The following is a 25,894-nucleotide window of genomic DNA, read 5'->3' as shown; positions in this document are numbered from 1 at the left end:
CGAAGGCGGTGTGTCAGCTGAGATAGATGTTGACTGAGAGGACGCTATCGCGAGCAGGCTCACTCCTACATTTTTGATCTTCATGAGACGCAAATCCTGTGTCGCCGACAATACCCTGTGGGAGCGAGCCTGCTCGCGATGGCGGTGTGTCAGTTGAGATAGATGTTGACTGACAGGACGCTTTCGCGAGCAGGCTCGCTCCCACATTTTTGATCTTCATGAGACGCAAATTATGTGTCGCCGACAATACCCTGTGGGAGTGAGCCTGCTCGCGAAGGCGGTGTGTCAGTTGAGATAGATGTTGACTGACAGGACGCTTTCGCGAGCAGGCTCGCTCCCACATTTTTGATCTTCATGAGACGCAAACTCTGTGTCGCCGACCATACCCTGTGGGAGCGGGCCTGCTCGCGAAGGCGGTGTGTCAGTTGATATAGATGTTGACTGACAGGACGCTTTCGCGAGCAGGCTCACTCCCACTTTTTTGATCTTCATGAGACGCAAATTCTGTGTCGCCGACAATACCCTGTGGGAGTGAGCCTGCTCGCGATGGCGGATTCACATTCAACACTTTTATTGACTGACCCACCGCTTTCGCGAGCAGGCTCACTCCCACATTTTTGATCTTCATGAGACGCAAATCCTGTGTCGCCGACAATGCCCTGTGGGAGCGAGCCTGCTCGCGAAGGCGGTGGGTCAGTTGAGATAGATGTTGACTGACAGGACGCTATCGCGAGCAGGCTCGCTCCCACATTTTTGATCTTCATGAGACGCAAATTCTGTGTCGCCGACAATACCCTGTGGGAGCGAGCCTGCTCGCGAAGGCGGTGTGTCAGTTGAGATAGATGTTGACTGACAGGATGCTTTCGCGAGCAGGCTCGCTCCCACATTTTTGATCTTCATGAGACGCAAATCCTGTGTCGCCGAAAATACCCTGTGGGAGTGAGCCTGCTCGCGATGGCGGATTCACATTCAACACTTTTATTGACTGACCCACCGCTATCGCGAGCAGGCTCGCTCCTACAGGGTTTGTGTTTGGCTTAGTGGCCGGAGGCCGCCGGCCCCGCCTTCGCCGCAAACGGCGGTTTTGCCAGCCACACAATCACGATCAAGCCCATGAATGCCCAACCCAGCAACGTGAAGTAATCCACGGTGGAGAGCATGTACGCCTGACTGGTCAGCACATGATCCAACTGCGCATACGCCGGGTTGCTCGGCCCGCCCAGGGCATTCAGTGCCTCGCGGGTCGCCGGCTCATAAGTGCTGATGCTTTCGCTCATATAGGCATGATGCTGATCCGCCCGACGAATCCAGATCCACGTGGTCAGCGACGCCGCAAAACTGCCGCCCAAGGTCCGCAGGAACGTTGCCAGGCCCGCGCCATCGGCGATCTGGCTCGGTGGCAAGTCGGACATCAGAATGCTCAAGGTCGGCATGAAGAACAGTGCCACGCCAATGCCCATGAACAATTGCACCAGCGCGATGTGCTGGAAGTCCACTTCGTTGGTAAACCCGGCGCGCATGAAGCAGCTCAGGCCAATCGCCAGGAACGCCAGTCCGGCCAGCAGCCGCAGGTCGAACTTGTGCGCGTACTTGCCGACAAACGGTGACATCAGCACCGGCAGAATCCCGATTGGCGCCACCGCCAGCCCCGCCCACGTTGCCGTGTAACCCATCTGGGTTTGCAGCCATTGCGGCAGGATCAGGTTGATGCCAAAGAACCCGGCGTAACCCAACACCAACACGATGGTGCCGATGCGGAAGTTGCGATACGCAAACAGCCGCAGATTGACCACCGGGTGCTTGTCGGTCATTTCCCAGATCACGAACACCGCCAGCGCGACCACTGAAATCGCCGCGCCGATGAGGATGAAGTTCGACTCGAACCAGTCCAGATCATTGCCCTTGTCGAGGATCACCTGCAACGCCCCGACGCCGATGATCAAGGTGATCAGCCCGACGTAGTCCATCGGCTGGCGGCTGGTTTCCACCGGACGCGCCTTAAGTTGCTGGCGCACCACCATCACCGCGAAAATGCCAATCGGCACGTTGATAAAGAAGATCCACGGCCAGCTGTAACTGTCGGTGATCCAGCCGCCGAGGATCGGGCCGGCAATCGGCGCCACCACCGTGACCATCGCCAGCAACGCCAGGGCCATGCCGCGCCTGGCCGGCGGATAGACCGCGATCAGCAGCGTCTGGGTCATTGGGTACAACGGACCGGCGACCAGGCCTTGCAGCACCCGGAAGCCAATCAGCTCTGGCATCGAGGTCGAGATACCGCAGAGAAACGAGGCCAGCACAAACAGAATGGTCGCCCAGAGAAACAGCTTCACCTCACCAAACCGGCGGCTGAGCCAGCCGGTCAGCGGCAGCGCAATCGCATTGCTCACCGCAAACGAAGTGATCACCCAGGTGCCCTGCTCCGAACTCACGCCCAGGTTGCCGGAAATCGTCGGCAGCGCCACGTTGGCGATGGTGGTGTCGAGCACCTGCATGAAAGTCGCCAGCGACAGGCCGATGGTGCTGAGCAGCAGGCTGGGCGGCGTGAAAGACGCGTTATTGCTCATCGTGAATCCCTTGAAGCTGGGCAGGCGCGGCGCCTTTCAGAGGGTGCCGCTGAACCTGTAGGAGCGAGCTTTTGTGGCGAGGGAGCTTGCTCCCGCTCGGCTGCGAAGCAGTCGCAGAGCTTTTGGGGCCGCTTCGCGACCCAGCGGGAGCAAGCTCCCTCGCCACAAAAGCTCGCTCCCACAGGGGAGGTATCAGCGCTGGACGGTTTTACTGGCCGCAGCGCTGTTGTCGTGGATCAACTGAGTGATCATCGCGTCGGCCTCGGCCAACTGACGGTCGTAGACGTTGGTGCTGAAGGACGCCTTTTGCGGCGGCTGTTGCGCCAGCACCGGGCCGCTCTGATCGCGCAGGTTCACATCGACCTGAGTCGACAGGCCGACCCGCAATGGATGCTTGGCCAGTTCTTCAGCGTTGATGTGAACCCGCACCGGCACCCGCTGCACGATCTTGATCCAGTTACCGGTGGCGTTCTGCGCCGGCAGCAGGGCAAATGCACTGCCAGTACCGGCGCCGAGGCTGTCGATGGTGCCGCTGAACTTCACGTCGCTGCCGTAGAGGTCAGCTTCGATATCCACCGGTTGGCCGATGCGCATGTCACGCAGCTGGGTTTCCTTGAAGTTGGCGTCGATCCACAGCTGATCCAGCGGAATGACCGCCATCAGCGCCGTGCCCGGCTGGACGCGCTGGCCCAGTTGGACCGAGCGTTTGGCTACGTACCCGGTGACCGGCGCGATCAAGGTGCTGCGCGAATTGTTCAAGTAGGCCTGACGCAATTGCGCGGCCGCCGCCATCACGTCCGGGTGCGACGAGACCACGGTGTCATCCACCAAGGCGCTGGTGGTTTTCAGTTGCTGTCTGGCGTTGGCCAGGGCGTTTTGCGCTGAGGTCAGGTCGTCGCGAGCGTGGGACAGCTCTTCCTGGGAAATCGCCCCGCCAGCGGCGAGGTTTTTCCGGCGATTGAAGTTGTCCTGAGCCTTCTGCACTTCCGCCTGCTGGGCGTTGACCTGGGCTTTCATGCCGTCGACGTTGCTGTACAAACCGCGCACCTGACGCACGGTGCGGGCCAGGTTGGCCTGGGCACTTTGCAGACCGACCTGGGCGTCGTTCGGGTCGAAATTGATCAGCACCTGGCCTTCATGGACCAGGTCGCCATCATCCGCGCCAATACTGACCACAGTGCCGGTGACCAGCGGGGTGATTTCCACCACGTTGCCGTTCACATAGGCGTCGTCGGTGCTTTCATTCCAGCGCCCGTAGAATTCGTGATAACCCCAGACGGCGACACCGGCGAGGATCACCACGATCGCGAGCACCACCAGCATGACTTTGCGTTTGCGCGGGTTGCTGGTGTCAGGAGCGTTGTCAGGGGTTTGTGTGTGTTCTGCAGTGGCCATGACCAATACCTTGAATTAATTGTGCTGCGTGGCTGGGAGTGCGTTGGCTGCGGTCAGGGTTTCGCCCTGGAAGCCGCCGCCCAGCGCCTGCATCAGTTGGATCGACAGGTCGATCTGCTCGGCATTCAGGTTGGCCAGCTGGCGCTGGGCCTGGAGCAATTGCTGCTCGATGCTGAGCACGTCCAGGTAGTTACCGATGCCGGAACCGTACCGCTGGACCACGGTGTTGTATGAATCCTGGGCAATGTCGGTGGCGTGTTGCTGCGCCCCGATCTGCCGGCCGATGTCGCGCAACTGGTTGATGGTGTCACTGACATCACCCAAGGCTTTCACCAGGCTTTTGTTGTACTGCGCCACCGCGAGGTCGTAATCGGCGTCGCGGGAATCGAGGTCGGCACGCAAGCGGCCGCCGTCGAAAATCGGCACGGAGACAGTCGGCGCAACGTTAAAGAAACGGCTGGCCGAACCAAACATCGCATCCCCCAGCAACGACTCGGCACCGGCTGCGGCGCTCAGGTTGAGGTTGGGGTAGAACTGGGTCTTGCCGGCGGCGATGTTCTTGCTCGCGGCCTCGACCCGCCAGCGCGCGGCGACCAGGTCTGGACGACGACCGAGCAACTCGGCGGGCAACACCGACGGCAACGCCACGGCGCTGGCTTGCAGGATCTTCGGCCGGGCGATTTCATTGCCGCGATCCGGGCCTTTGCCGAGCAGCACGGCCAAGGCGATTTTTGCGCTTTGCAGGCGTTTTTCGGCGTCGATCAGGCTCGCTTCGGAGCTGGCTTCCAGGCTTTCGGTTTGCTGGAACTGGTATTGGCTGTCGATCCCCGAGCTCAGGCGGCGCTGGCTCAGTTCAAGCATTTGTTTGGTGCGCTTGAGGTCTTCATTGGCCAGGTCATAGACGATGTGCGCCTGCCCCAGGTCGCTATAGGCGCGGGCGACGTCGGCGGACAAGGTCAGCTGCGCGGCCTGCTGATCGACTTCCGCCGCACGGGCCTCGCCCAATGCAGCTTCCCAGGCATCCCGCTGACCGCCCCAGAGGTCGAAGTTGTAATTGAAACTGGCGCCGATGTTGCGCACGGTGGAATACGTACCGCCCTGCCCCCTCGGGTCTTGATCTCGTGCCAGGCGCGAACGGCTGACTCCGGCGCTGGCATCGAGGGTCGGCATCCGCGCGGCATCGGCGGCATACGCGGCGGCGCTGGCCTGGTGGGCGCGGGCGTCGGCGATCTGCATGTCGGGGCTGTCGTGCAGGGCTTCGCGGATCAGGCCATCGAGTTGCGGGTCACCGAGGCTTTTCCACCAGTCGCTTTTCGGCCAGGCCGCGGGCGACAGAGTCACGCCGCTGAGGGATTGCCCGGCCTTGAGGTTTTTCGCATCAAGGCTGACGCCTTCGGTGTTCAGGCCGCTGTAACTGGCGCAACCGGCCAGGGTCATGGCCGCCAGCACCAGGCTCAGGCCGGCACGCAGCGTTTTACTGCTCATTTGTCACCTACCCGCAGCAAGGTGATCGAGTCACCGGCTGCCACAAGGATTTTCTTGAGGATCTGCTCCAGGGTTTTCAGCTCATCCGGGGTGATCGCGCCGGCCAGTTCATTCATGGCGTCGGCGCCGATCTCCGGCAGACGGTCGGTCAATTGCTGGCCTTGCTCGGTGAGCACCAGTTGCACCTGACGGCGATCCGCTTCGGAACGTTGGCGGGCGAGGAAACCTTTCTGTTCCAGACGATCGAGCATGCGAGTCATCGAACCGCTGTCCAGCGACAGGTGACGGCACAGCTCGGCCGGGGTATCGACGCCGAACTGGGCCATGATGATCAGCACTTTGAACTGCGCGGCGGTGATGCCGTGGGGCTCCATGTGCGTGTCGATGATCCGGTCCTTGAGCAGCGCAGCGCGCCCGAGCAGAAGGCCGAGATGGCACGTGTGGAATTCGTCTGGGGTGAAGTGTTTCATCTGGCCACCAATTAGCTGCCTAGGCAGAGAATGTATGACGAGATGTTACTGCCTAGGCAGCGAATGTCAACGTAATAGTTAGGAAGCTTTCTATTTAGTCGATAAATGGCTTACAAAAAAAGTTGCTTCGGATCGATGACCGCAGCACGCCCATCGCGAGCAGGCTCGCTCCCACAGAGTTCGGTGTGATCTCTGTGGGAGCGAGCCTGCTCGCGATGGCAGCGACTCGGTTTGGGAGAAGACGGGGGTTTTAGAAGTCCCGCTTGTAGAAGATGTCCAGCGAACTGGCCACGCCGCCGGCGGCTTCGAGGTAGACCTTTTTGCTCAGTTTGTAGCGCAAGGCAATGGTGTTGGCCGGCTCGAACACACCCACGCCATAGCGCAGGCTGAGCTTCTCGGAGATATTGCCGCTGGCCACGACGCTGGTGGTATTGCCGCTGCCCTGGGTGTCGAGCTGGAAATCCTGAATCCCCAGGTCGTTGGCCAGTTTGCCGGTCACTCCCGAACTGCCCATCAACCCCAACCCGAGCGCAGCCTGGGCCAGCATGTTGTTGTCTTCACCGTTGGTGCTTAGCGGACGCCCCAGCACCAGATAGGACAACGCCTGCTCCTGACTCATGGCCGGCTCGGAGAAGATCTGCGTGGTCGGCTGCTCGGCGCTGCCGCTGAGGCGAATACCGGCGATCACGTCGTCGGTCCGGCGAATGGCTTCGATGTCCAGGTACGGCTGGTCAATCGGGCCGGCGAACAGCAGCCGCGCACGGCGCACCGTCAGCCGCTGACCGTACGCCCGGTAACGCCCGTCGTTGAGCCAGAGTTCGCCTCGGGTGTCCATGTTGTCGCCAATGTGCACATGCCCTTGCAGGTTGGCGGTCAGGCCAAACCCGGCGAAGCTGAGTTTGTCCTCACCCACCACCACGTCGATGTCCATTTTCATGGCCAGCGGCGGTTTGCCCTCTTCGGTCTGCTGGCCGACGATCACCGTGTCATCGGAAACCTTGACCGTCGACGGCGGCAACTCGCGCACGGTGATTTCGCCCTTGGGCACCCGCACTTTGCCGGCGATCGCCAGTTGCTCGTCTTTCATCGAGATCTTCAGGTCCGGCGCCACTTCGAGCTTGGCATAGGGTTCGACGGTGACGGGCAACTGTGAGCCCTTGAGCGTCAGGTCCACCACCAGCGCCTGGCCCCAGGCGATGTGGCCGTTGAGACTGCCCTGCCCGGCCTTGCCGCTTTTCCAGCCGCCGTTCAACTGCACCGTTTCGCCGGCGATCTGCGCTTGAAGCTGCAAGCCCTGCAACTCCATCGGCAATTCAGGCCCGGACACTTCGCCATCGCTGAGCAGCAGATTGCCGTTCACCTGCGGTGCCAGCAGATCGCCGGACAGCGTGCCACTGCCGTTCAAGCGCCCGGTGAGTTTCTCGACCATTGGCACAAATGGCCGCGCCACCGACAGATCCAGGCCACTGAGACGGAACGAGCCGGTGAGCGGTTTGTTTTTCAGCAGCGGATTGATCTGCGCCTGCACCCTCAGTTCGCCGAGCTTGCCGCCGACGAAATTGAGGTCGGTGTCGATGCGTTTGGGCGTGAGTTTGCTGGTGAGTTTCAGGGTCTGGTACGGGAAGTCCAGCCACTGATCCTTTTCCTTGATGCGCAACGTGCCGCTGCTGGCATCGACGCTGATCTGGCCGTTTGGGCCGCTGGCCGGCAGGTCCAGTTGCAGGTCGGCATTGAGCCGGCCCTTCCAGGCGAAATCTTTCGGCAACCATTGCGCGAGGCTTTCGATCGGGAATTGCTTGAGGTGATAACGCAGCTTCGGTTCCGGCATCAGGCGCTGGTCTTCGCCACACAGACTGGCGGGGCCGGACATCCAGCAATGGGCGCCGAAGTTGATCTTGCCGTCCGCCAGCCGTTCAAGCTTCGCCGGGCCTTGCAGCTTCCAGTCCTGACCGCCGGCCTGGATATCACCGCTGGCCAGGCGTCCGCGCCAATTGCCCTGGTCCAGATTACCGTCCAGCCCGAGCGCCAGTTTCAGCTTCGGCCCTTGCAGGTCGAGGGCGAGTTTCTGGTTCTTGATATCGCCCTGGCCGTTGGCGGTCAGCGTGCCCAGCGAGGTGTCGCCGGCCTGGATGCCGCTGCCTTTGAGGTCGATTTTCGCCCGCTGCGCGCCATCGAGGGTCGCGTCCAGGTTCAGGCTTTGCAGGCGATTATCTTCGAAAGCCAGCTGCGTGCCTTGCAGCCCGAGCTTGCCTTGCGGTGCCTTGAGCGTGCCGGCGACATCAATGCGCCCGTTGAGCTGTCCGCGCAGTTGCGGCCAGAGTTGGGCCAGACGTGGCAGCTTGATGTCGATCTGCCCGGCGAGCTTCTGTTGCAGACTGCCCTTGCCGGTGATGCTGTTGTCACCGAGGCGGATTTGCAGCGCGTTGAGGTTCCATTGTTCACCGCCGCCGTCGGCCTTGGCCTGGATCACCGCCGGTTGGCCGCGCAGTTTGCCTTTGAGGTCGAGGTCGGCGTCCAGGCTGAGTTTTTCATTCTTCATCTCGCCTTTGCTGCGCAACGGTCCGGCCAACGTACCCGGTAACTCCGCGACCCAATACGCCGGGTTGATCGCCGACAGATCGAGCGCAGTGTCCCAGCCGATGCCATCGGCAAACTGCAGGTTCAGATGCCCGATGGCTTTGCCCTGCCCGGCTTCGAGTTGAATCTGTTGCAGATAGATTTTCGTCAGGTCGCCGCTGAACGGGCTTTCGAGGCTGAACGCACCTGCCGGGCCATCGAGGGCCGATTTGAAGTGACCGATGTATTTCCCGTCGGTGTAGGAGACTTCACCGTTGAAGCGGCGCAACGCCACTTCTGGCTCGTCGATCAACGGATAGAGACGGTGCCACGGGAAATCCAGCCAGTCGATCTTCGCGTCGGCGCTCAGGCCTTTGCTCCAGTCGAGGTTGCCGGTGAGCTTGAGTGATTGCTTGTCGTTGGCCGTCAGGTCGAGGGCAGCAATCTGCGCGCCGCTGGCATCGACCTTGCCTTGCAGCACCAGCGCCACCGGGCCTTTTTCAGCGGGCAGCGTGGCTTTGCCGAGCAACTGGTAACCGTTTTTCAGGTCGCCGTCACCGGTGAGCTCGAGTTGATTGAGTTGCAAGGTGTCCGGCAGGTCGGCGCTGGGTTTGAAGCCGTCGGCGGTGATCCGTACTTTGGCCGGAAGGTTGTCGACCAACGGTTGCAGCTCGCCGGTCAGTTGGCCATTCAAGTAACCGCTGCTGTCGGCTTTCAGGTTCAGGGTTTTCAGCAGGTCGCCGTCCACCTTCAACGCCAGGCTCCAAGGCTCGGGGGCCGGCAGGGTCAACGTACCTTCAGCCTTGAGCGGCCAGTTGCCGCTGGGTTGCAGCAGGCCGGACAGATTCAGGCTGAGTTCGTCACGCTGCAACTTCACCGAATCGATCTGCAAGCCTTGCACCGTCCAGTGCGCGGCCAGCTGCAGGCCTTTGAGTTCTTCGCTGCCGTTGAACAGCAGACTGCCGACTTGCACATCACCCAATTCGATCGCCAGGGGCAAATCCAGATCCGGGAGCGTGATTGGCCCGCCGTTGTCTTCTTCGTTGCCCGGCGGGAATTGCAGGCTGACCTGATCGGCCTTCAATTGCTCGATGCACAAGGTCATGCGCATCAGGCACAACGGCGACCAGGCGAAGATCGGTTTGCTCAGCTCAACCCGACGGGTGTCCTGCTGCCACACCAGATGATCGGCACTCCACTGCCCGCCCAATCGGCCCTGGAAATTCTCCACGGTCAGGCCCGGCACCCAGCCGAGCGCCCAGCGACTGCCCGCCGCAGTGCCCAGCACCGTGGTCACGGCCAGAACGACCAGCATCAGCAGCGCCGGAATCGCCAGCAGCGTTATTTTCAAACCACGCTTCACAGCTCGGGCCCCATGGAAAAGTGCAGTCGAATGCCGCCGTCGTCGTCCATCGCGTGCGCCAGGTCGAGACGAATCGGCCCCACCGGGGACACCCAGCGTACGCCGATGCCCACTCCGGTCTTGAGGTTCGGCAGTTCGAGTGTATTGAAGGAGTTGCCCTGGTCAACGAAGGTTGCGACCCGCCATTTTTCGGCGACAGAGTACTGATATTCGACGCTGCCGGTGATCATATAGCGGCCACCGATGCGGTCGCCGTCAGAGTTTTCCGGGGACAGGCTTTGATAGTCATAGCCGCGCACGCTCTGATCGCCACCGGCAAAAAAGCGCAACGACGGCGGTATCGATTTGTAGCCGTTGGTGGCGCTGCCGCCGACCTGCACCCGACCGAGGAAACGGTGCTTGTCGAAGACCGTGGTCAAGCCTTTGACCAGCGCCGTGCCGTAGATCAGGTTGTTGTCGGACCCCAAGCCTTCCTTCGCCACTTTGCTCTCGAATTCCAGGCGATAGCCATTGTGCGGGTCGATGCGGTTGTCGCTTTTCAGGTAGGAATAACTGACGCCGGGCATCAGCAGGGTACTGAGTCCGGAGTCATCGCCGAGCCGGTATTCCTCGCGTTGCCACTTGAGCGACACCACGCGCTGCCAGCCACTGGGCAACTTGCTGTGCCATTCGGGGCCAACCGTCAGGAGTTTGCTCAGGGAGTCCTTGTCGGCGATTTCTTCGTTTTGATAACCACCGGCAAAACGCAATTTGTCGGTCAGCGGCGGGTCCAGGGGAATGTCGTAGAACACCCCGACGTTCTGCCGTGGCGCCGATATTTCGGTCTCCCAGCCATAGCTGTGCCCTTGCGGGTTGACCCAGTGCCGGGTCCAGTTGGCCTTGACCCGGGGACCGACGTCGGTGGAATAGCCCAGCCCCAGGCCCATGGTCCGTGGTTTGCGGGTTTCGAGCTTGACGTCGACCGGGATCACATCGTTCTTGGACGCCGTCGGCGCCGCGTCCACCCGCACGCTTTCGAAATAGCCGCTCGATTGCATCGCCTGATTGAGTTCGGCAATCAGTTCAGAGTCATAGGGTGCGCCTTCCTTGAACGGCACCATGCGCCGCAACAAGTCTTCGTCGAACGGCGTATCTCCCTCGAAACTGACCTTGCCCAGGGCATAACGCGGGCCGCTGTCATAGACGAGGTCGATGTCGGCGACACCGGCGCGTGGGTCCACCGACAACGTCTGATGCGTGAAGTGGCCGCTGAAGAAACCATAACGCGAGGCCTGATTCTGGATCAGTTTCTTAGCATCTTCATAACGGCCATGGTTCAGCACCGCGCCGGTTTTCAGCGCAGCGCTTTTGGGGACACGAAAGGATTTGAGCGAGGCCGCCGGGCCGTCGACGCGAATCGTGACATTGCGCAAATGCACCGGCTCGCCAGGATCGATGTTGAGGATCAGGCGCGGCGTCTCGCCGCCCTTCACGTCGCTGTCGATCTGCGGCTGGTAATAGCCCAACGCCTGGGCGGCCTTGCGCGCCTGTTCCTCGGCGCCACGACTGAAGCGCAGCAAGGCTTCTTCGTCACGATCGCCGAGGCTGCCGATATAGCCCTCTATATTGGCTTTCAGTTCATCGTTGGACGGTTTGATCCGCACATCCAATTCACTTTGCGCCAGTGCCGCGCAGCTGGTGAACAGCATCAGCACGCCACTGGTAATTCTTCCTGGAAACTTCATAGGCGCGGATGCTATCACGAGCTTGGGAGCGTGATAGAGCCTGGCATGCAGTGAAAGTTCTACCGAAAGTTTACGTTTATGCCGTTGCTGTTTGTAACACCTGGGGATTGGCGTGGAAAAATACGTGTTCGCGGATCGGTCCTACCGCTACCTCGCCGATTTCCTCGTAGCCCTGACGCTTATAGAACTCCAGATAACGAGGATTCCCGGTGTCCAGAATCACACCCTGGGAGGTTTCATCCACGGCACACCAGTTATGCACCGCTTGCAGCAGTTGCTCGCCGAAGTGTTTGCCCTGGAACTGCGGGTGAATCCCCAGCAACGGCAGGACATGCACCGAGTCGGACGGCACACAAGCGGCAACGGCAGCGTGGTAATCGAGGTAACGACGGGTACAACGGAAACCGGCGCTGAGCACCATACGCAGGCGCCAGGCCCAGCTTTCGGTGATACCCAATCGACGTTGCGGTGGAGCGATCAGGGCGATGCCGATCAGGCGGTCGTTGACCAGCAGGCCGATGGCCGGCAGATCCTGAAGAAAGTGTTGTTTGACCAGTTCCCGCACGGTCGCTCGCACACGATGCTCATAGCCGGGACGTTCGGCCTCGAACAAATAGCCGAAGGTCGGTTCGTGCCGGTAAGCGTGGTAAAGCAGGGAGCGCGCTTCGTGGGCGTAGCCGCTGTCGAGCATGTGGATATCGGCAATGGCGGTCGAGGTTTCGGGCATAATGGTAGATCTCCCCGGGGCGCTGCTCAAAATGGCGGCGCTCTTATTGGTACGAGCCTTTGGGTGGCAATACAGTTCCCCCACAGGTATAGACCAAGGCGGGCTCTTCATCGACTGGACGGGCCTCATCGCGGGCAAGCCACGCGCCCACAGGTTCTGTGGCGTACACAAAATTTGTGTCCGCTCGAAAACCTTGCAGGAGCGTGGCTTGCCCGCGATGAGGCCCTGACTGCCAATACAGATCTGACAGAACACAGTGAATCCCCCTCACCCCAACACTGGCCCGATTCCCATAGGTCAGCTAGCATCGCCCTTTTGCCAGGACTGCCGACCATGAAGATCGTCTCCTTCAACATCAACGGGCTGCGCGCTCGCCCGCATCAGCTGGCGGCGCTGATCGACAAGCACCAGCCGGACGTGATCGGGCTGCAGGAAACCAAGGTTCACGACGACCAGTTCCCGCTGGCCGAGGTACAGGCGCTGGGTTATCACGTGTATTTCCACGGGCAGAAAGGCCATTACGGCGTCGCCCTGCTCTCGCGTAAAGAACCGATTGCCCTGCATAAAGGCTTCGCCACCGACGACGAAGAGGCCCAACGACGCTTCATCTGGGGCACGTTCGCCGACGCCAATGGCGTGCCGGTGACCATCATGAACGGCTATTTCCCACAGGGCGAAAGCCGCGATCACCCCACCAAGTTCCCGGCCAAGGAGCGTTTCTACGGCGACCTGCAGCAGTTGCTGGAAAGCCAGTTCAGCAATGAACAGCCAGTGGTGGTGATGGGCGACGTGAACATTTCTCCGGAAGACTGCGACATCGGCATCGGCCCGGACAACATGAAACGCTGGCTGAAAACCGGAAAATGCAGCTTCCTGCCGGAAGAACGCGAGTGGATGGCCCGCTTGAAGAACTGGGGCTTGGTCGACAGTTTCCGTCACTTGAACCCGGACGTGGCCGACCGTTTCAGCTGGTTCGACTACCGCAGCCGCGGTTTTGAAGACGAACCCAAGCGCGGGCTGCGGATTGACCTGATCATGGCGTCCCATGGGTTGTTGCCGCGCGTCAAGGATGCGGGAGTGGACTACGAACTGCGTGGGATGGAAAAACCATCGGATCATGCGCCGATCTGGCTTGAGTTGAGCTGATTCCCCCAGGCTTTACACAGATCAAATTGTGGGAGCGAGCCTGCTCGCGATAGCGGACTTACATTCAATACAAGTGTTGACTGTTAAGCCCTCATCGCGAGCAGGCTCGCTCCCACATCCAGTGACTGTCATCTTTTAGAAATCTCACTGACTTATTCTCCCGGCACTTCCTTTGGCCAAACAAGGTGCCGGCATGACGCTGTGCAGATCGTTCCTGTTGACGCTGTGTGCCTGTTTGCCCTTCACCGCCTCAGCGGGCGATCTGCCGACGCCCGAAAACAGCCCCGTCCTGCGCATCCAGGGTTCCAACACCATCGGCGCCGCGTTGGGGCCGGCGCTGGTCGAAGGACTGATGCGCGAACAAGGCTTGCTCAAGGTCCGCAGTGAAGTCCCGGACAAAGCCAACGAACAACGTATCGTCGGCGAAACGGTTCAGGGACGACGGGTGATAGTGGACGTCGCGGCTCATGGTTCCAGCACCGGGTTCAGCGCCCTCAAAACCGCATCCGCCGACCTCGCCGCCTCGTCACGCCCGATCAAGGACAGCGAACGAGTCGAGCTCAAAACCCTGGGCGACTTCAAAAGCCCCGGCGCCGAACAAGTCATCGCCATCGATGGGCTGGCGATCATCCTCCATCCGCAAAATCCGCTGAACCAGCTCAGCACCGACCAATTGGCGCGAATTTTCAGCGGTGAGGCAAAAACCTGGGAAGAGCTCGGTGGCAGCGGCGGGACAATTCACCTGTATGCGCGGGATGACCAATCGGGCACCTACGACACCTTCAAGGAATTGGTCCTCAGCCGCCGCGGGAAAACGCTCAACAGCGCCGCGAAACGCTTCGAATCCAGCGAGCAATTGTCCGACGCCGTCAGTCTGGATCGGCAAGGCATCGGTTTTATCGGTTTGCCCTACGTGCGCCAGGCCAAAGCCGTGGCGATTGCCGATGGCCAATCCCAGGCCATGCTGCCGCTCAACAACCTTATTGCCACGGAAGACTATCCGCTGTCCCGGCGACTGTTCTTTTACCTGCCGCCCACCGGGAAAAATCCTTGGGCACAAGCGCTGGTGGCGTTCGCGCAAAGCAGCAAAGGGCAGGAAATCGTCGCAGCCAATGGTTTTATCGCGCAGACCGTCCAGGCCATGACGGTTACGCCGAATGCACTGATGCCCGAGGGATATCAGGCGCTAAGTCGCCACGCCCAGCGGCTGTCGGTGAATTTCCGTTTCGAGGAAGGCAGCGCGACGCTGGACAACAAGGCCCGACAAGACTTGTCGCGGGTGCTCGACTATATAAAGCAGCACGATAAAACCAATCGGCAGGTGACGCTGGTGGGATTTGGTGATGCCAAGAGCGATCCGGCGCGTGCCGATCTGTTATCGAAACTGCGGGCCATGGCGGTGCGGCGGGAACTGGTGAAAAGCGGCGTGGTGTTTCGCGAGATTCGCGGCTTTGGCGCCGAAATGCCGGTGGCGGCGAATAGCGCGGATGAGGGGCGGATCAAGAATCGGCGGGTAGAGGTTTGGGTTTACTGAAGCGGGCAGGCTTTTCCTCGTCACTAAATTGGCCTGAAAAGACACTAATACTGACATTTCTTACAGGTTTTTTTTATCGAAAGTTATTGCTGAATGGTGACCCCCTTGTTGAGGGTCTATCACCTGAAAGGAATAATGACATGCCAACCGACCCGCAAACTCCAACACCACTCAAATCTGGCGACCGGGATGAAACCTTCGGCTTTCTAGGCACGGTGACTGGCCCTGCAAACGCCATTGCTCATTCGATTGTCTCATCGGACAACGGAATGCTGACTTACGCCATCGAGAACGGCGGAGAATTTCAAATCCATAGGAACCACGTCGACGGCGATCGAGATACTACATTTGGTACCGACGGTATTGTGACAGGACAATTTGAGAGTGGCAGAAGATCCAAACCCTGCCGACTGATACTTCAAGAGCGCAAGATTCTGGTCATCGGCGATATTCTTACTGAGCAAGGAAAACCAGGAGCACCGGCAGTCTTACGACTGAATGATAGTGGGAGCCCTGATCTTGTTTTCGGCACCATACAGTTGCCCTCTCCTGCGTTTTCCTCAAATTACGATTCGACTGAGGGATGCCTGCAGCACGACGGCAAAATCCTCATCCTGACCCAAAAGACGGATGCAATGGGTATCGGCAATTTGGGTCAACTGACACGACTGAAAAAGGATGGCCTGGGCGATGGAAGTGATGGGACTGATCTCGAATTTGGCGAGCAAGGGAAAGTCGAGGTCAGCTTCGGCGAGCACCTTAGTCGAATGATTAACGTGGTTGTGCAACCAGACAGCAAGATCGTTGTTGGGGGTAATTACGTCACGGTGAGCGCTTCCGTCTCCCGAATTGTGTTGGCGCGGTTTGACATTGATGGAGCGCTCGACAAGAGTGTTGGCGACGATGGTTACGTGTGGTTGGGCCCAGTAGATGGCCGACACGAGTTGGGTGAGTTGATCGTTCAGGATGACGGTAAATTGCTTTGCGTGGGTATGACGGGGCATTCCGATGCCCTGGTGATGCGATTTGACGCAAACGGCAAGCCCGACCCAACATTTAACGGAGGTCATGAAGTACTTACGGCGCTAGGTCATCAAAACGCGAGCTGGAGAGCACTGTCGATTCAGCCCAGCGACAAAAAAATCGTCGTGGCAGGCTGGACGCCCGGGTTCCCTTCATCAATGTTTTGGGGACGATTGTTGTCTGACGGTACTTTTGACACTGGCTTTGGTAACGCTGGCTGGATCAAATCATCCGTGCCAGGAATCCCATATTCTGTAGCCATCCAGAACGGTGGGAGAATCATCGTTGCAGGCATAAGGGAAAATGCGCGAATGTCTGTAGTCTGCGGAGTTCAGGGCTGACACAACTTCTCGATGACCGCAGCTTGGACGCCAGCAGTCAAACCAAATCTGCTGGCGTTCCAAGGCTTCGTCAGTGCCCGCTACGCATCATCTCTTTCGGCACGTACTTGCCGATCTCGAACTTGCCGATTGCCGCGCGGTGCACTTCGTCCGGGCCATCGGCCAGGCGCAGGGTGCGTTGCATCGCATACATATAGGCCAGCGGGAAATCGTTGGAAACCCCTGCCCCGCCATGCATCTGGATGGCCCGATCGATCACCCGCAGGGCCACGTTCGGCGCGACGACTTTGATCTGCGCGATCTCGCTCTTCGCCACCTTGTTACCGACGGTGTCCATCATGTACGCCGCTTTCAATGTCAGCAGGCGTGCCATGTCGATTTCCATCCGCGAGTCGGCGATCTTGTCGATGTTGCCGCCCAGGCGTGCCAACGGTTTACCGAACGCGGTGCGGCTCACTGCACGTTTGCACATCAACTCCAGCGCACGCTCGGCCATGCCGATCGAGCGCATGCAGTGGTGAATCCGGCCAGGGCCAAGGCGACCCTGGGCGATTTCGAAGCCGCGTCCCTCGCCCAGCAGGACGTTTTCATACGGCACGCGAACGTTTTCAAACAGCACTTCGGCGTGGCCGTGAGGCGCGTCGTCGTAGCCGAACACCGGCAACGGACGAACGATCTTCACACCCGGGGCATCCACCGGCACCAGAATCATCGAGTGCTGGGCGTGGCGTGGCGCGTCAGGATTGCTCAGGCCCATGAAGATCAGAATCTTGCAGCGCGGGTCGCAGGCGCCTGAGGTCCACCACTTTTTACCGTTGATCACCCACTCGTCGCCGTCACGCACAGCGCGGGCAGCCATGTTGGTGGCGTCGGATGAAGCAACGTCCGGTTCGGTCATGGCGAACGCGGAGCGGATCTCGCCGCGCAGCAGCGGTTCGAGCCAGCGTTGTTTCTGTTCTTCGTTGGCGTAACGCACCAGAACTTCCATGTTGCCGGTATCCGGTGCGGAGCAGTTGAAGGGCTCAGGACCGAGCAGCGAGCGGCCCATGATTTCCGCCAATGGCGCGTATTCGAGGTTGGTCAGGCCGGCACCGAGTTCGGACTCAGGCAGAAACAGATTCCACAACCCTTCGGCCTTGGCCTTGAGTTTGAGCTCTTCCATGATCGCGGTCGGCTGCCAGCGATCGCCTTCGGCGACCTGGCGCTCGAACACGGCTTCGGCGGGATAAACGTAAGTGTCCATGAACGCGGTCACGCGCTCACGCAGTTCCTGAACCTTGGGCGAATAAGCGAAATCCATGAGCAATTACCTTCTTGGGCAGAGGTTGTTTTAGGTCATGCATCGATGCTAGAACAGCGTTGATAATTTACCTAGCCTATTCTCGGCGTGTATTAACATTCATCACCGATATATGATCGGCTGATTGAGAACCAACAATAAGAGTGCAGCGCAATGAATCTGAGCAAGGTCGACCTCAACCTTTTCATCGTCTTCGACGCGATCTACACCGAAGCCAATTTGACCCGAGCCGGGCAGATTGTCGGCATTACTCAGCCAGCCGTCTCGAACGCTCTGGCCCGCCTGCGCGAGACCTTCAACGACCCATTGTTCGTGCGTACGGCGCAAGGCATGGTGCCGACACCGATGGCGCAAAACATCATCGGACCGGTGCGTAACGCCCTCTCCCTGCTGCGGGTGTCGGTGCAGGAAAGCCGGATTTTCAACCCGCTGCAAGCGGTCAAGACGTATCGCATCAGCATGACCGACCTGACCGAAGCGGTGATTCTGCCACCGCTGTTCCAGCGCCTGCGCCGCCTGGCGCCGACGGTGATCATCGAAAGCTTTCTGTCCAAGCGCCGCGAGACCACCAAGGAACTGGCGGCCGGGCGTCTCGATTTCGCCGTGGATGCGCCACTCAACACTGACCCGCAGGTGCGTCACGTCAAGTTGATGGAAGACCGCTACGTCTGCGCCATGCGCAAGGGCCATCCGCTGGCGGGCAAGGAGAAATTCACCCTCGATGATTATCTGTCGCTGACGCACATTCATATTTCCAGCCGCCGCAGCGGTCTGGGTCACGTCGACCTGGCCCTGGGGAAAATGGGCATCCAGCGCAAGATTGCCCTGCGCTCCCAGCATTATCTGATGGCGTCCCAGGTGTTGCAGCAGACCGACATGGTCATGACCGTGCCGGAGCGCTTCGCCCGTCGTCATGACCTGTATTCGGTGAACCTGCCGGTCAACGACGTGCCGCCGGTGGAAACGCACCTCTACTGGCACGAAAGCACTGACCAGGACCCGGCCAACCGCTGGATGCGCGAACAGATGATCGAGTTGTGCCAGCAAGTGACGGCGCATGAGAAGAAGCTCGATAAGGTGTAAGGCTTTGGACCGCGTTATCGTTCGCGGGCAAGCCTCGCTCCCACAGGGATCTCTGCACACACAGATGTTGTGTTCCTTGCAGATGCAATGTGGGAGCGAGCCTGCTCGCAAAGAGGCCAGCAAGGACACCAACAATTCACGCCCCTTGACGTAAACGTCAACCTGCCATTAGCTTAGCGCCATGACCTTCTTCGAGCGCTTCCATGAGCAGCCAGACCTATAGCATTTCAGACCTCGCCCGCGAGCTCGACATCACCACCCGGGCCATTCGCTTCTATGAAGAGCAAGGCCTGCTCAGCCCGGAGCGCCGTGGCCAGGAACGCGTGTATACGCCCCGTGACAAGGTCAGTCTGAAGCTGATCCTGCGGGGCAAGCGCATTGGCTTTTCCTTGGCTGAATGCCGCGAGCTGATCGAACTTTACGACCCCACCGGCGGCAACCAGAAACAGCTGCAAACCATGCTGAGCAAGATCGCCGAGCGCCGCGAACAGCTGGAGCAGCAGATGCTCGACATCGAGCAGATGAAACTGGAACTGGACACCGCGCAGGAGCGCTGCACCCAGGCGCTGGAGCAGACGATCAAGAGCCAGCAACCCGCTCAATAAACATTCCGGATACTTGTAGGAGCGAAGCTTGCTCGCGAAAGCGTCACATCAGTCGACACCAACGTTGAATGACATACCGCGTTCGCGAGCAAGCTTCGCTCCTACGGGATTCGCTGAACATTCAGACAATTACAGCAGGTCGATTCCCATGTCCCTACCCTCTCATGTACGTTTGGTCGAAGTCGGTCCCCGTGATGGCCTGCAGAACGAAGCCCAACCCATCAGCGTTGCGGACAAGGTGCAACTGGTCGACGCGCTGACCGCTGCGGGCCTTGGCTATATCGAAGTCGGCAGTTTCGTTTCACCCAAGTGGGTGCCGCAAATGGCCGGCTCCGCCGACGTCTTTGCGCAAATCCAGCGCAAACCGGGTGTGACCTATGGCGCACTCACCCCCAACCTGCGCGGGTTTGAGGATGCAATCGCGGCCGGGGTCAAGGAAGTCGCGGTGTTCGCCGCGGCCTCCGAAGCGTTTTCGCAACGCAACATCAATTGCTCGATCAGCGAAAGCCTGGCGCGCTTCGTGCCGATCATGGATGCGGCCAGGCAACACGGCGTCAGCGTGCGTGGTTACGTGTCCTGCGTGCTGGGCTGTCCTTACGAAGGTAACGTCGCTCCCGAACAAGTCGCCCACGTCGCCCGCGAGCTTTACGCGATGGGCTGCTATGAAGTCTCCCTGGGTGACACCATCGGCACCGGCACCGCCGGCGCGACCCGCAAGATGTTCGAGGTGGTTTCGGCCCAAGTGCCGCGTGAAAAACTGGCCGGGCACTTCCACGACACTTATGGCCAGGCCATGGCCAACATCTATGCCAGCCTGCTGGAGGGTATCGCGGTGTTCGACAGCTCCATCGCCGGTCTCGGCGGCTGCCCTTACGCCAAGGGCGCCAGCGGTAACGTCGCCACCGAAGACGTGGTTTACCTGCTCAACGGCCTCGGTATTGAGACCGGCATTGATCTGGACGCTCTGATTTTGGCCGGCCAGCAGATTTGCTCCGTGCTGGGGCGACCGACCGGTTCGCGCGTAGCAAGGGCTCGCAGCGCACAGTGAGGCGTGCGGGTGTTACCGCTGTGTCTGAAACGTGGGGCACAAGCGAGTAACACGGAAACAAATTGTCTGGTTTCATCCGAAGGAAAAATCTCACAAAAAGTTAAATAGTTGATTTGTAAGGATTTTTTAAAGTTGGCACGGCTTCTGCTATCTCTACTGCATAACAAGAACAAAAAAAGCGGCAAACCCAATAAAAATAAGACGTAACGACTCTGACATAACAAAAACAACACGGCAGAGACGCAGCTAACAGATTTTTTTGGAGAGGATGTGCTTTTCAGGGTGCTTTTCGGAGTAACCCGCAACCGGGCAGAGAACAATAAAACTACCTTCAGGTAGCTCCCGAACTGGTTGGATCGCTCAGCGAAAAAGTAGATCAGCGCTCAAAAAAATACGTTTGCTCTTGATCCCGGATGGGGATCGACAAAAACAGCGGTAAAGGGTCACGGTCACTAAAAACAACAACAGACCGCCCCTCAATAATAAAAAAAGAGCACGTGCGACGAAAATTAAAGGGGAGCCTCGGCTCCCCTTTGTGCTTTCTGCAATCCAGGTTTTCACCACCGTCCCTTGTGAGAGCCAGCCTGCTGGCTCCCACAAGGGCGAATTTGTCAGACCTGCTTTTCGCGCAATTCCTCGATACTGATCTCGCGCATCCGGAATTTCTGGATCTTGCCGGTCACGGTCATCGGAAACTCTTCCACGAACTTGAAGTAACGCGGCGTCTTGAAGTGCGCGATGCGTTCCTTGCACCACGCTTGCAGCTCTTGTTCTGTCGCACTGTGGCCCGGGTGGAATTTGATCCAGGCGACAATCTCTTCGCCATAGCGCGAACACGGAATTCCGATCACTTGCACGTCCGCCACCGCCGGATGGGTGAAAAAGAACTCTTCCAGCTCACGGGGGTAAACATTCTCACCGCCGCGGATGATCATGTCCTTGTTGCGCCCGGCGATGCACACGTAACCCTCATCATTCATGCTCGCCAGGTCGCCGGAGTGCATCCAGCCCGCCTGATCGATGGCTTCAGCGGTGCCTTGCGGGTTGTTCCAGTAACCGAGCATCACGCTGTAACCGCGGGTGCAGAGTTCGCCGATGGTGCCACGCGGCACCAGGTTGCCGGCCTCGTCGATGATCTTGCTTTCCAGCTGCGGCTGAGTCCGGCCGACGGTGGTGACGCGCAGTTCCAACTCGTCCGATGGACCGGTCTGCAACGACACGGGGCTGGTTTCCGTCATGCCGTAGGCAATCTGCACTTCGCTCATGTGCATTTCATTGATGACCCGGCGCATGACCTCGATCGGACAGGTCGCCCCGGCCATGATCCCGGTGCGCAGGCTCGACAGATCGAAGTCGGCACGTTGCGGGTGATCGAGCATGGCGATGAACATGGTCGGCACGCCGTAGAGTGCAGTGGCTTTTTCTTCGGCCACCGTGGTCAGGGTCAGCAGCGGGTCGAACGCATCGTTGGGGTAGATCATGGTGCTGCCGTGGGTGATGCAGCCGAGATTGCCCATGACCATGCCGAAGCAGTGATACAACGGCACCGGGATCACCAGGCGGTCATGGGCCGTCAGCCCGAGGCTTTCGCCGACCATGTACCCGTTGTTGAGAATGTTGTAGTGACTGAGGGTCGCGCCTTTCGGGAAACCGGTGGTGCCGGAGGTGTACTGGATGTTCACCGCCTGATCGAAATGCAGGCTGTCCTGGCGCTCACGCAATTGTTCGGCGGACACGCTGGCGGCGAGATCGCCCAGTTGCGACCACGGCAGGAAGCCCGACGGGGGTTGTGCATCCAGACTGATGACGCCGCGCAAGTCTGGCAGGCGTTCGCTGTGCAGCTTTCCGATGGATTGCTCCGCCAGCTCAGGCACCAGGCCCTGCAGCATCCCGTGGTAGTCGGAGGTCTTGAACGCACCGGCGCAGACCAGCCATTGGCAGCCGGATTGCTTCAACACGTATTCAAGTTCGGAGCTGCGGTAGGCCGGGTTGATGTTGACCAGGATCACACCGATTTTCGCGCTGGCAAATTGGCTGATGCACCACTGCGCGCAATTCGGTGCCCAGATACCGAGGCGGTCACCGGTCTGCAAGCCCAGCGCCAACAGAGCTCTGGCGTGCAGGTCGACAGCCTCGGCCAGTTGCTGCCAGGTGTAGCGCAACTGTTGATGGCGCACGACCAGCGCCTCCCCGGCCGGGTATTGCGCGACGGTGTTGTCGAATGCTTGACCGATGGTCATAGCCAGTAAGGCTTTTTCCTGGGAACCACGGGTATAGCTGCGCTGCGGGCTTGCACTGGGTTGATCCATGACGACCCCTATTGTCTTTATTTGCGGGTGGGCGACCCAACCTGCAGGAGCGAAGCGTGCTCGCGAAGAAGCCAGTACATTCAACACTGAAGTCGACTGATCTGACGCTTTCGCGGGCACGCTTCGCTCCTACAGGATTTGCCGCTGTTCGATCTTGAACTGGCCCTACTGTCGCTCAAGTTGACGTTAACGTAAAGGGTGATTGACAGCCATTCGTCACAGGCTTACGTTAACGTAAAGGTGAGAGCCAATTGACGGCCTCACTAACCGACAAAAAAGCCAAAAGGTGACCCATGAGCTACCCATCCCTGAACTTTGCCCTCGGTGAAACCATCGACATGCTGCGCGATCAGGTTCAGTCCTTCGTCGCCAAAGAGATCGCCCCGCGCGCCGCTCAGATCGACATCGACAACCTGTTCCCGGCTGACCTGTGGCGCAAATTCGGCGACATGGGCCTGCTGGGCATTACCGTCGCGGAAGAATATGGCGGTGCTGGCCTGGGCTACCTGGCCCACGTGGTCGCCATGGAAGAAATCAGTCGCGGCTCAGCGTCAGTCGCCTTGTCCTACGGCGCGCACTCCAACCTCTGCGTCAACCAGATCAACCGCAACGGCAATCACGAACAGAAAACCAAGTACCTGCCGAAGCTGATCAGCGGCGAACACATTGGCGCCCTGGCCATGAGCGAACCGAATGCCGGTTCCGACGTGGTGTCGATGAAGCTGCGTGCCGACAAACGTGGCGATCGCTACGTGCTCAACGGCAGCAAGACCTGGATCACCAACGGCCCCGACGCCAACACTTACGTGATCTACGCCAAGACCGACCTGGAAAAAGGCCCCCACGGCATTACCGCGTTCATCGTCGAACGTGATTCGAAAGGCTTCAGCCGCAGCAATAAATTCGACAAGCTCGGCATGCGCGGTTCCAACACCTGCGAGCTGTTCTTCGATGACGTCGAAGTGCCGGAAGAAAACATCCTCGGCGTGCTCAACGGCGGCGTGAAAGTGCTGATGAGCGGCCTCGACTACGAACGCGTCGTGCTGTCCGGCGGCCCGACCGGGATCATGCAGGCCTGCATGGACCTGATCGTTCCCTACATCCACGACCGCAAGCAGTTCGGCCAAAGCATCGGTGAGTTCCAGCTGATCCAGGGCAAAGTCGCCGACATGTATACCCAACTCAATGCCAGCCGCGCTTATCTGTATGCCGTGGCCCAAGCCTGCGAGCGTGGCGAAACCACCCGCAAGGACGCCGCCGGCGTGATCCTCTACAGCGCCGAACGCGCCACGCAAATGGCCCTCGACGCGATCCAGATTCTTGGCGGCAACGGCTACATCAACGAATTCCCGGCCGGTCGTCTGCTGCGTGACGCCAAGCTGTACGAAATCGGCGCTGGCACCAGTGAGATCCGTCGCATGCTGATCGGTCGCGAACTGTTCAACGAAACGAAATAAATTTCGTCAGCGGCAGGCGGCAAGTTTCAAGCTGCAAGAGGACCGTGCTCTTGCTTCAACTTGTAGCTTGTCGCTTGCAACTCGAAGCTGCTACGGAGTAGCCCCATGATTCTGCATACCCAGCTCAACCCCCGTTCGGCGGAGTTCGCGGCCAACAGCGCGGCGATGCTCAAACAGGTCGACGCCCTGCACACCCTGCTCGCCCAAGTGCAGCAAGGTGGCGGTCCGAAGGCGCAAGAACGTCACACCTCGCGGGGCAAATTGCTGCCGCGTGAACGGATCAATCGCCTGCTCGATCCGGGCTCACCGTTTTTAGAGATCAGCCAACTGGCGGCCTACGCGGTCTACGGCGAAGACGTTCCGGCGGCGGGCGTGATTGCCGGGATCGGCCGTGTCGAAGGCGTCGAGTGCATGATCGTCGCCAACGACGCCACAGTGAAAGGTGGCTCGTATTACCCGCTGACGGTGAAAAAACACCTGCGTGCCCAGACCATCGCCCAGCAGAATCGCCTGCCGTGCATCTATCTGGTGGATTCGGGCGGTGCCAACCTGCCGCGTCAGGATGAAGTGTTTCCAGACCGCGAGCACTTCGGACGGATCTTCTTCAACCAGGCCAACATGAGCGCCATGGGCATCCCGCAAATTGCAGTGGTCATGGGCTCCTGCACGGCGGGTGGTGCTTATGTGCCAGCGATGGCTGACGAAGCGATCATGGTGCGCCAGCAGGCCACCATTTTCCTCGCCGGTCCGCCGTTGGTGAAAGCCGCGACCGGCGAAGTGGTCAGCGCCGAAGACCTCGGCGGGGCTGATGTGCATTGCAAGATTTCCGGTGTCGCCGACCACTACGCCGAGAGCGATGAACACGCGCTGGCCATTGCGCGGCGCAGCGTCGCCAACCTCAACTGGCGCAAGCTCGGCGAACTGCAGCAGCGCACACCCATCGCCCCGCTCTACGCCAGCGATGAGCTGTACGGCGTGGTGTCGGCCGACGCCAAGCAACCGTTCGATGTGCGCGAGGTGATCTCGCGGCTGGTCGACGGTTCGGTGTTCGACGAATTCAAGGCGCTGTTCGGGACCACGCTGGTGTGCGGCTTCGCGCATCTGCACGGTTACCCTATCGCGATCCTCGCCAACAACGGCATCCTGTTCGCCGAAGCCGCGCAGAAAGGCGCGCACTTTATCGAACTGGCTTGCCAGCGCGGCATTCCTTTGCTGTTCCTGCAAAACATCACCGGCTTCATGGTCGGCCAGAAATACGAGGCCGGCGGCATCGCCAAGCACGGCGCAAAACTGGTGACCGCCGTGGCGTGTGCCAAGGTGCCGAAATTCACCGTGATCATCGGCGGCAGTTTTGGCGCCGGTAACTACGGCATGTGCGGACGCGCCTACGATCCGCGCTTCCTGTGGATGTGGCCGAACGCGCGCATCGGCGTGATGGGCGCCGAGCAAGCGGCTGGCGTATTGGTGCAGGTCAAGCGCGAGCAAGCCGAGCGCAGTGGCCAGGGTTTCAGCGCCGAGCAGGAAGCCGAGATCAAGCAACCGATCCTCGATCAATACGAAGAACAGGGCCACCCTTATTACTCCAGCGCACGGTTGTGGGACGACGGCGTCATCGACCCGGCGCAGACCCGCGACGTGCTGGCCCTGGCCTTGTCCGCGTCGCTGAACGCGCCAATCGAACCGAGCCGCTTCGGCGTGTTCCGGATGTGATCCGACCCTGTAGGGGCGTGGTTTTCCCGCGAAGGCATTGGCACATCCAGC

Annotated in this window: 18 protein-coding genes; 8 read left to right on the top strand and 10 right to left on the bottom strand. The window is 59.8% G+C overall.

Going from position 1 to position 25,894, the window contains the following annotated elements:
- Positions 1–421: 421 nt before the first annotated feature.
- From JIO00_RS29770 to JIO00_RS10425, 8 genes are all read right to left on the bottom strand, one after another.
- On the bottom strand, positions 422–628 hold the full coding sequence (locus tag JIO00_RS29770; protein ID WP_234452942.1) for a hypothetical protein: 207 nt from the start codon (positions 626–628) through the stop codon (positions 422–424).
- 409 nt (positions 629–1,037) lie between these two features.
- A complete protein-coding gene (locus JIO00_RS10455; protein ID WP_077749769.1) occupies positions 1,038–2,567 on the bottom strand; it encodes a DHA2 family efflux MFS transporter permease subunit in 1,530 nt (509 codons plus the stop codon).
- Positions 2,568–2,759: 192 nt separating this feature from the next.
- Positions 2,760–3,962: an HlyD family secretion protein gene (locus tag JIO00_RS10450; RefSeq protein ID WP_200668147.1), complete on the bottom strand. Its 1,203-nt coding sequence runs from the start codon at positions 3,960–3,962 to the stop codon at positions 2,760–2,762.
- Positions 3,963–3,977: 15 nt separating this feature from the next.
- Positions 3,978–5,447 carry an efflux transporter outer membrane subunit gene (locus JIO00_RS10445; protein WP_200668145.1) on the bottom strand — a complete coding sequence of 490 codons (1,470 nt, stop codon included), beginning with the start codon at positions 5,445–5,447 and terminating at the stop codon, positions 3,978–3,980.
- The gene (locus tag JIO00_RS10440; protein ID WP_010458806.1) at positions 5,444–5,917 is read right to left on the bottom strand and encodes a MarR family winged helix-turn-helix transcriptional regulator; all 474 of its coding nucleotides are present in this window, start codon (positions 5,915–5,917) and stop codon (positions 5,444–5,446) included. Before JIO00_RS10440 ends, JIO00_RS10445 begins: the two co-directional genes overlap by 4 nt.
- A gap of 250 nt (positions 5,918–6,167) precedes the next feature.
- Complete coding sequence (locus tag JIO00_RS10435; RefSeq protein WP_200668143.1) at positions 6,168–9,836, bottom strand: translocation/assembly module TamB domain-containing protein; 3,669 nt, start codon at positions 9,834–9,836, stop codon at positions 6,168–6,170.
- On the bottom strand, positions 9,833–11,560 hold the full coding sequence (locus JIO00_RS10430) for an autotransporter assembly complex protein TamA (protein ID WP_077749765.1): 1,728 nt from the start codon (positions 11,558–11,560) through the stop codon (positions 9,833–9,835). Before JIO00_RS10430 ends, JIO00_RS10435 begins: the two co-directional genes overlap by 4 nt.
- A 76-nt stretch (positions 11,561–11,636) precedes the next feature.
- Positions 11,637–12,287: a GNAT family N-acetyltransferase gene (locus tag JIO00_RS10425; protein WP_010458800.1), complete on the bottom strand. Its 651-nt coding sequence runs from the start codon at positions 12,285–12,287 to the stop codon at positions 11,637–11,639.
- 333 nt (positions 12,288–12,620) lie between these two features.
- On the opposite strand from JIO00_RS10425, the gene xthA reads away from it, so the two are divergent.
- The 3 genes from xthA to JIO00_RS10410 all read left to right on the top strand — a co-directional run bounded on the left by xthA (position 12,621) and on the right by JIO00_RS10410 (position 16,331).
- Positions 12,621–13,433, top strand: a complete 813-nt coding sequence (gene xthA, locus JIO00_RS10420; RefSeq protein WP_010458795.1) for an exodeoxyribonuclease III — start codon at positions 12,621–12,623, stop codon at positions 13,431–13,433.
- Between the two features lie 193 nt (positions 13,434–13,626).
- Positions 13,627–14,967, top strand: a complete 1,341-nt coding sequence (locus JIO00_RS10415) for a substrate-binding domain-containing protein (protein ID WP_083377180.1) — start codon at positions 13,627–13,629, stop codon at positions 14,965–14,967.
- Between the two features lie 140 nt (positions 14,968–15,107).
- A complete protein-coding gene (locus tag JIO00_RS10410; protein WP_200668141.1) occupies positions 15,108–16,331 on the top strand; it encodes a hypothetical protein in 1,224 nt (407 codons plus the stop codon).
- A 70-nt stretch (positions 16,332–16,401) separates the two neighbouring features.
- On the opposite strand, the gene JIO00_RS10405 is transcribed toward JIO00_RS10410, so the two are convergent.
- On the bottom strand, positions 16,402–17,631 hold the full coding sequence (locus JIO00_RS10405) for an acyl-CoA dehydrogenase (RefSeq protein WP_077749762.1): 1,230 nt from the start codon (positions 17,629–17,631) through the stop codon (positions 16,402–16,404).
- Positions 17,632–17,784: 153 nt separating this feature from the next.
- Here JIO00_RS10405 and JIO00_RS10400 point away from each other — a divergent pair, with 153 nt between their 5' ends.
- The 3 genes from JIO00_RS10400 to JIO00_RS10390 all read left to right on the top strand — a co-directional run bounded on the left by JIO00_RS10400 (position 17,785) and on the right by JIO00_RS10390 (position 20,367).
- Positions 17,785–18,714, top strand: a complete 930-nt coding sequence (locus JIO00_RS10400) for a LysR family transcriptional regulator (RefSeq protein ID WP_008148497.1) — start codon at positions 17,785–17,787, stop codon at positions 18,712–18,714.
- Positions 18,715–18,917: 203 nt separating this feature from the next.
- The gene (locus tag JIO00_RS10395; protein WP_010458788.1) at positions 18,918–19,319 is read left to right on the top strand and encodes a MerR family transcriptional regulator; all 402 of its coding nucleotides are present in this window, start codon (positions 18,918–18,920) and stop codon (positions 19,317–19,319) included.
- Positions 19,320–19,467: 148 nt separating this feature from the next.
- Complete coding sequence (locus JIO00_RS10390) at positions 19,468–20,367, top strand: hydroxymethylglutaryl-CoA lyase (protein WP_200668139.1); 900 nt, start codon at positions 19,468–19,470, stop codon at positions 20,365–20,367.
- A gap of 611 nt (positions 20,368–20,978) precedes the next feature.
- Here the strand turns inward: JIO00_RS10390 and JIO00_RS10385 are convergent.
- Positions 20,979–22,676: an AMP-binding protein gene (locus JIO00_RS10385; protein WP_200668138.1), complete on the bottom strand. Its 1,698-nt coding sequence runs from the start codon at positions 22,674–22,676 to the stop codon at positions 20,979–20,981.
- 293 nt (positions 22,677–22,969) lie between these two features.
- Between JIO00_RS10385 and JIO00_RS10380 the strand changes: the two genes are divergently transcribed.
- A complete protein-coding gene (locus JIO00_RS10380) occupies positions 22,970–24,133 on the top strand; it encodes an isovaleryl-CoA dehydrogenase (RefSeq protein ID WP_200668137.1) in 1,164 nt (387 codons plus the stop codon).
- A gap of 105 nt (positions 24,134–24,238) precedes the next feature.
- Positions 24,239–25,843, top strand: a complete 1,605-nt coding sequence (locus tag JIO00_RS10375; protein WP_010458780.1) for a carboxyl transferase domain-containing protein — start codon at positions 24,239–24,241, stop codon at positions 25,841–25,843.
- The last annotated feature ends 51 nt before the right edge of the window (positions 25,844–25,894 follow it).

Source organism: Pseudomonas sp. SW-3 (assembly GCF_016615645.1).
Classification (GTDB): domain Bacteria; phylum Pseudomonadota; class Gammaproteobacteria; order Pseudomonadales; family Pseudomonadaceae; genus Aquipseudomonas; species Aquipseudomonas mandelii.
The sequence above is the reverse complement of the archived record's forward strand: the minus strand, read 5'-3'. Positions and strand labels throughout refer to the sequence as shown.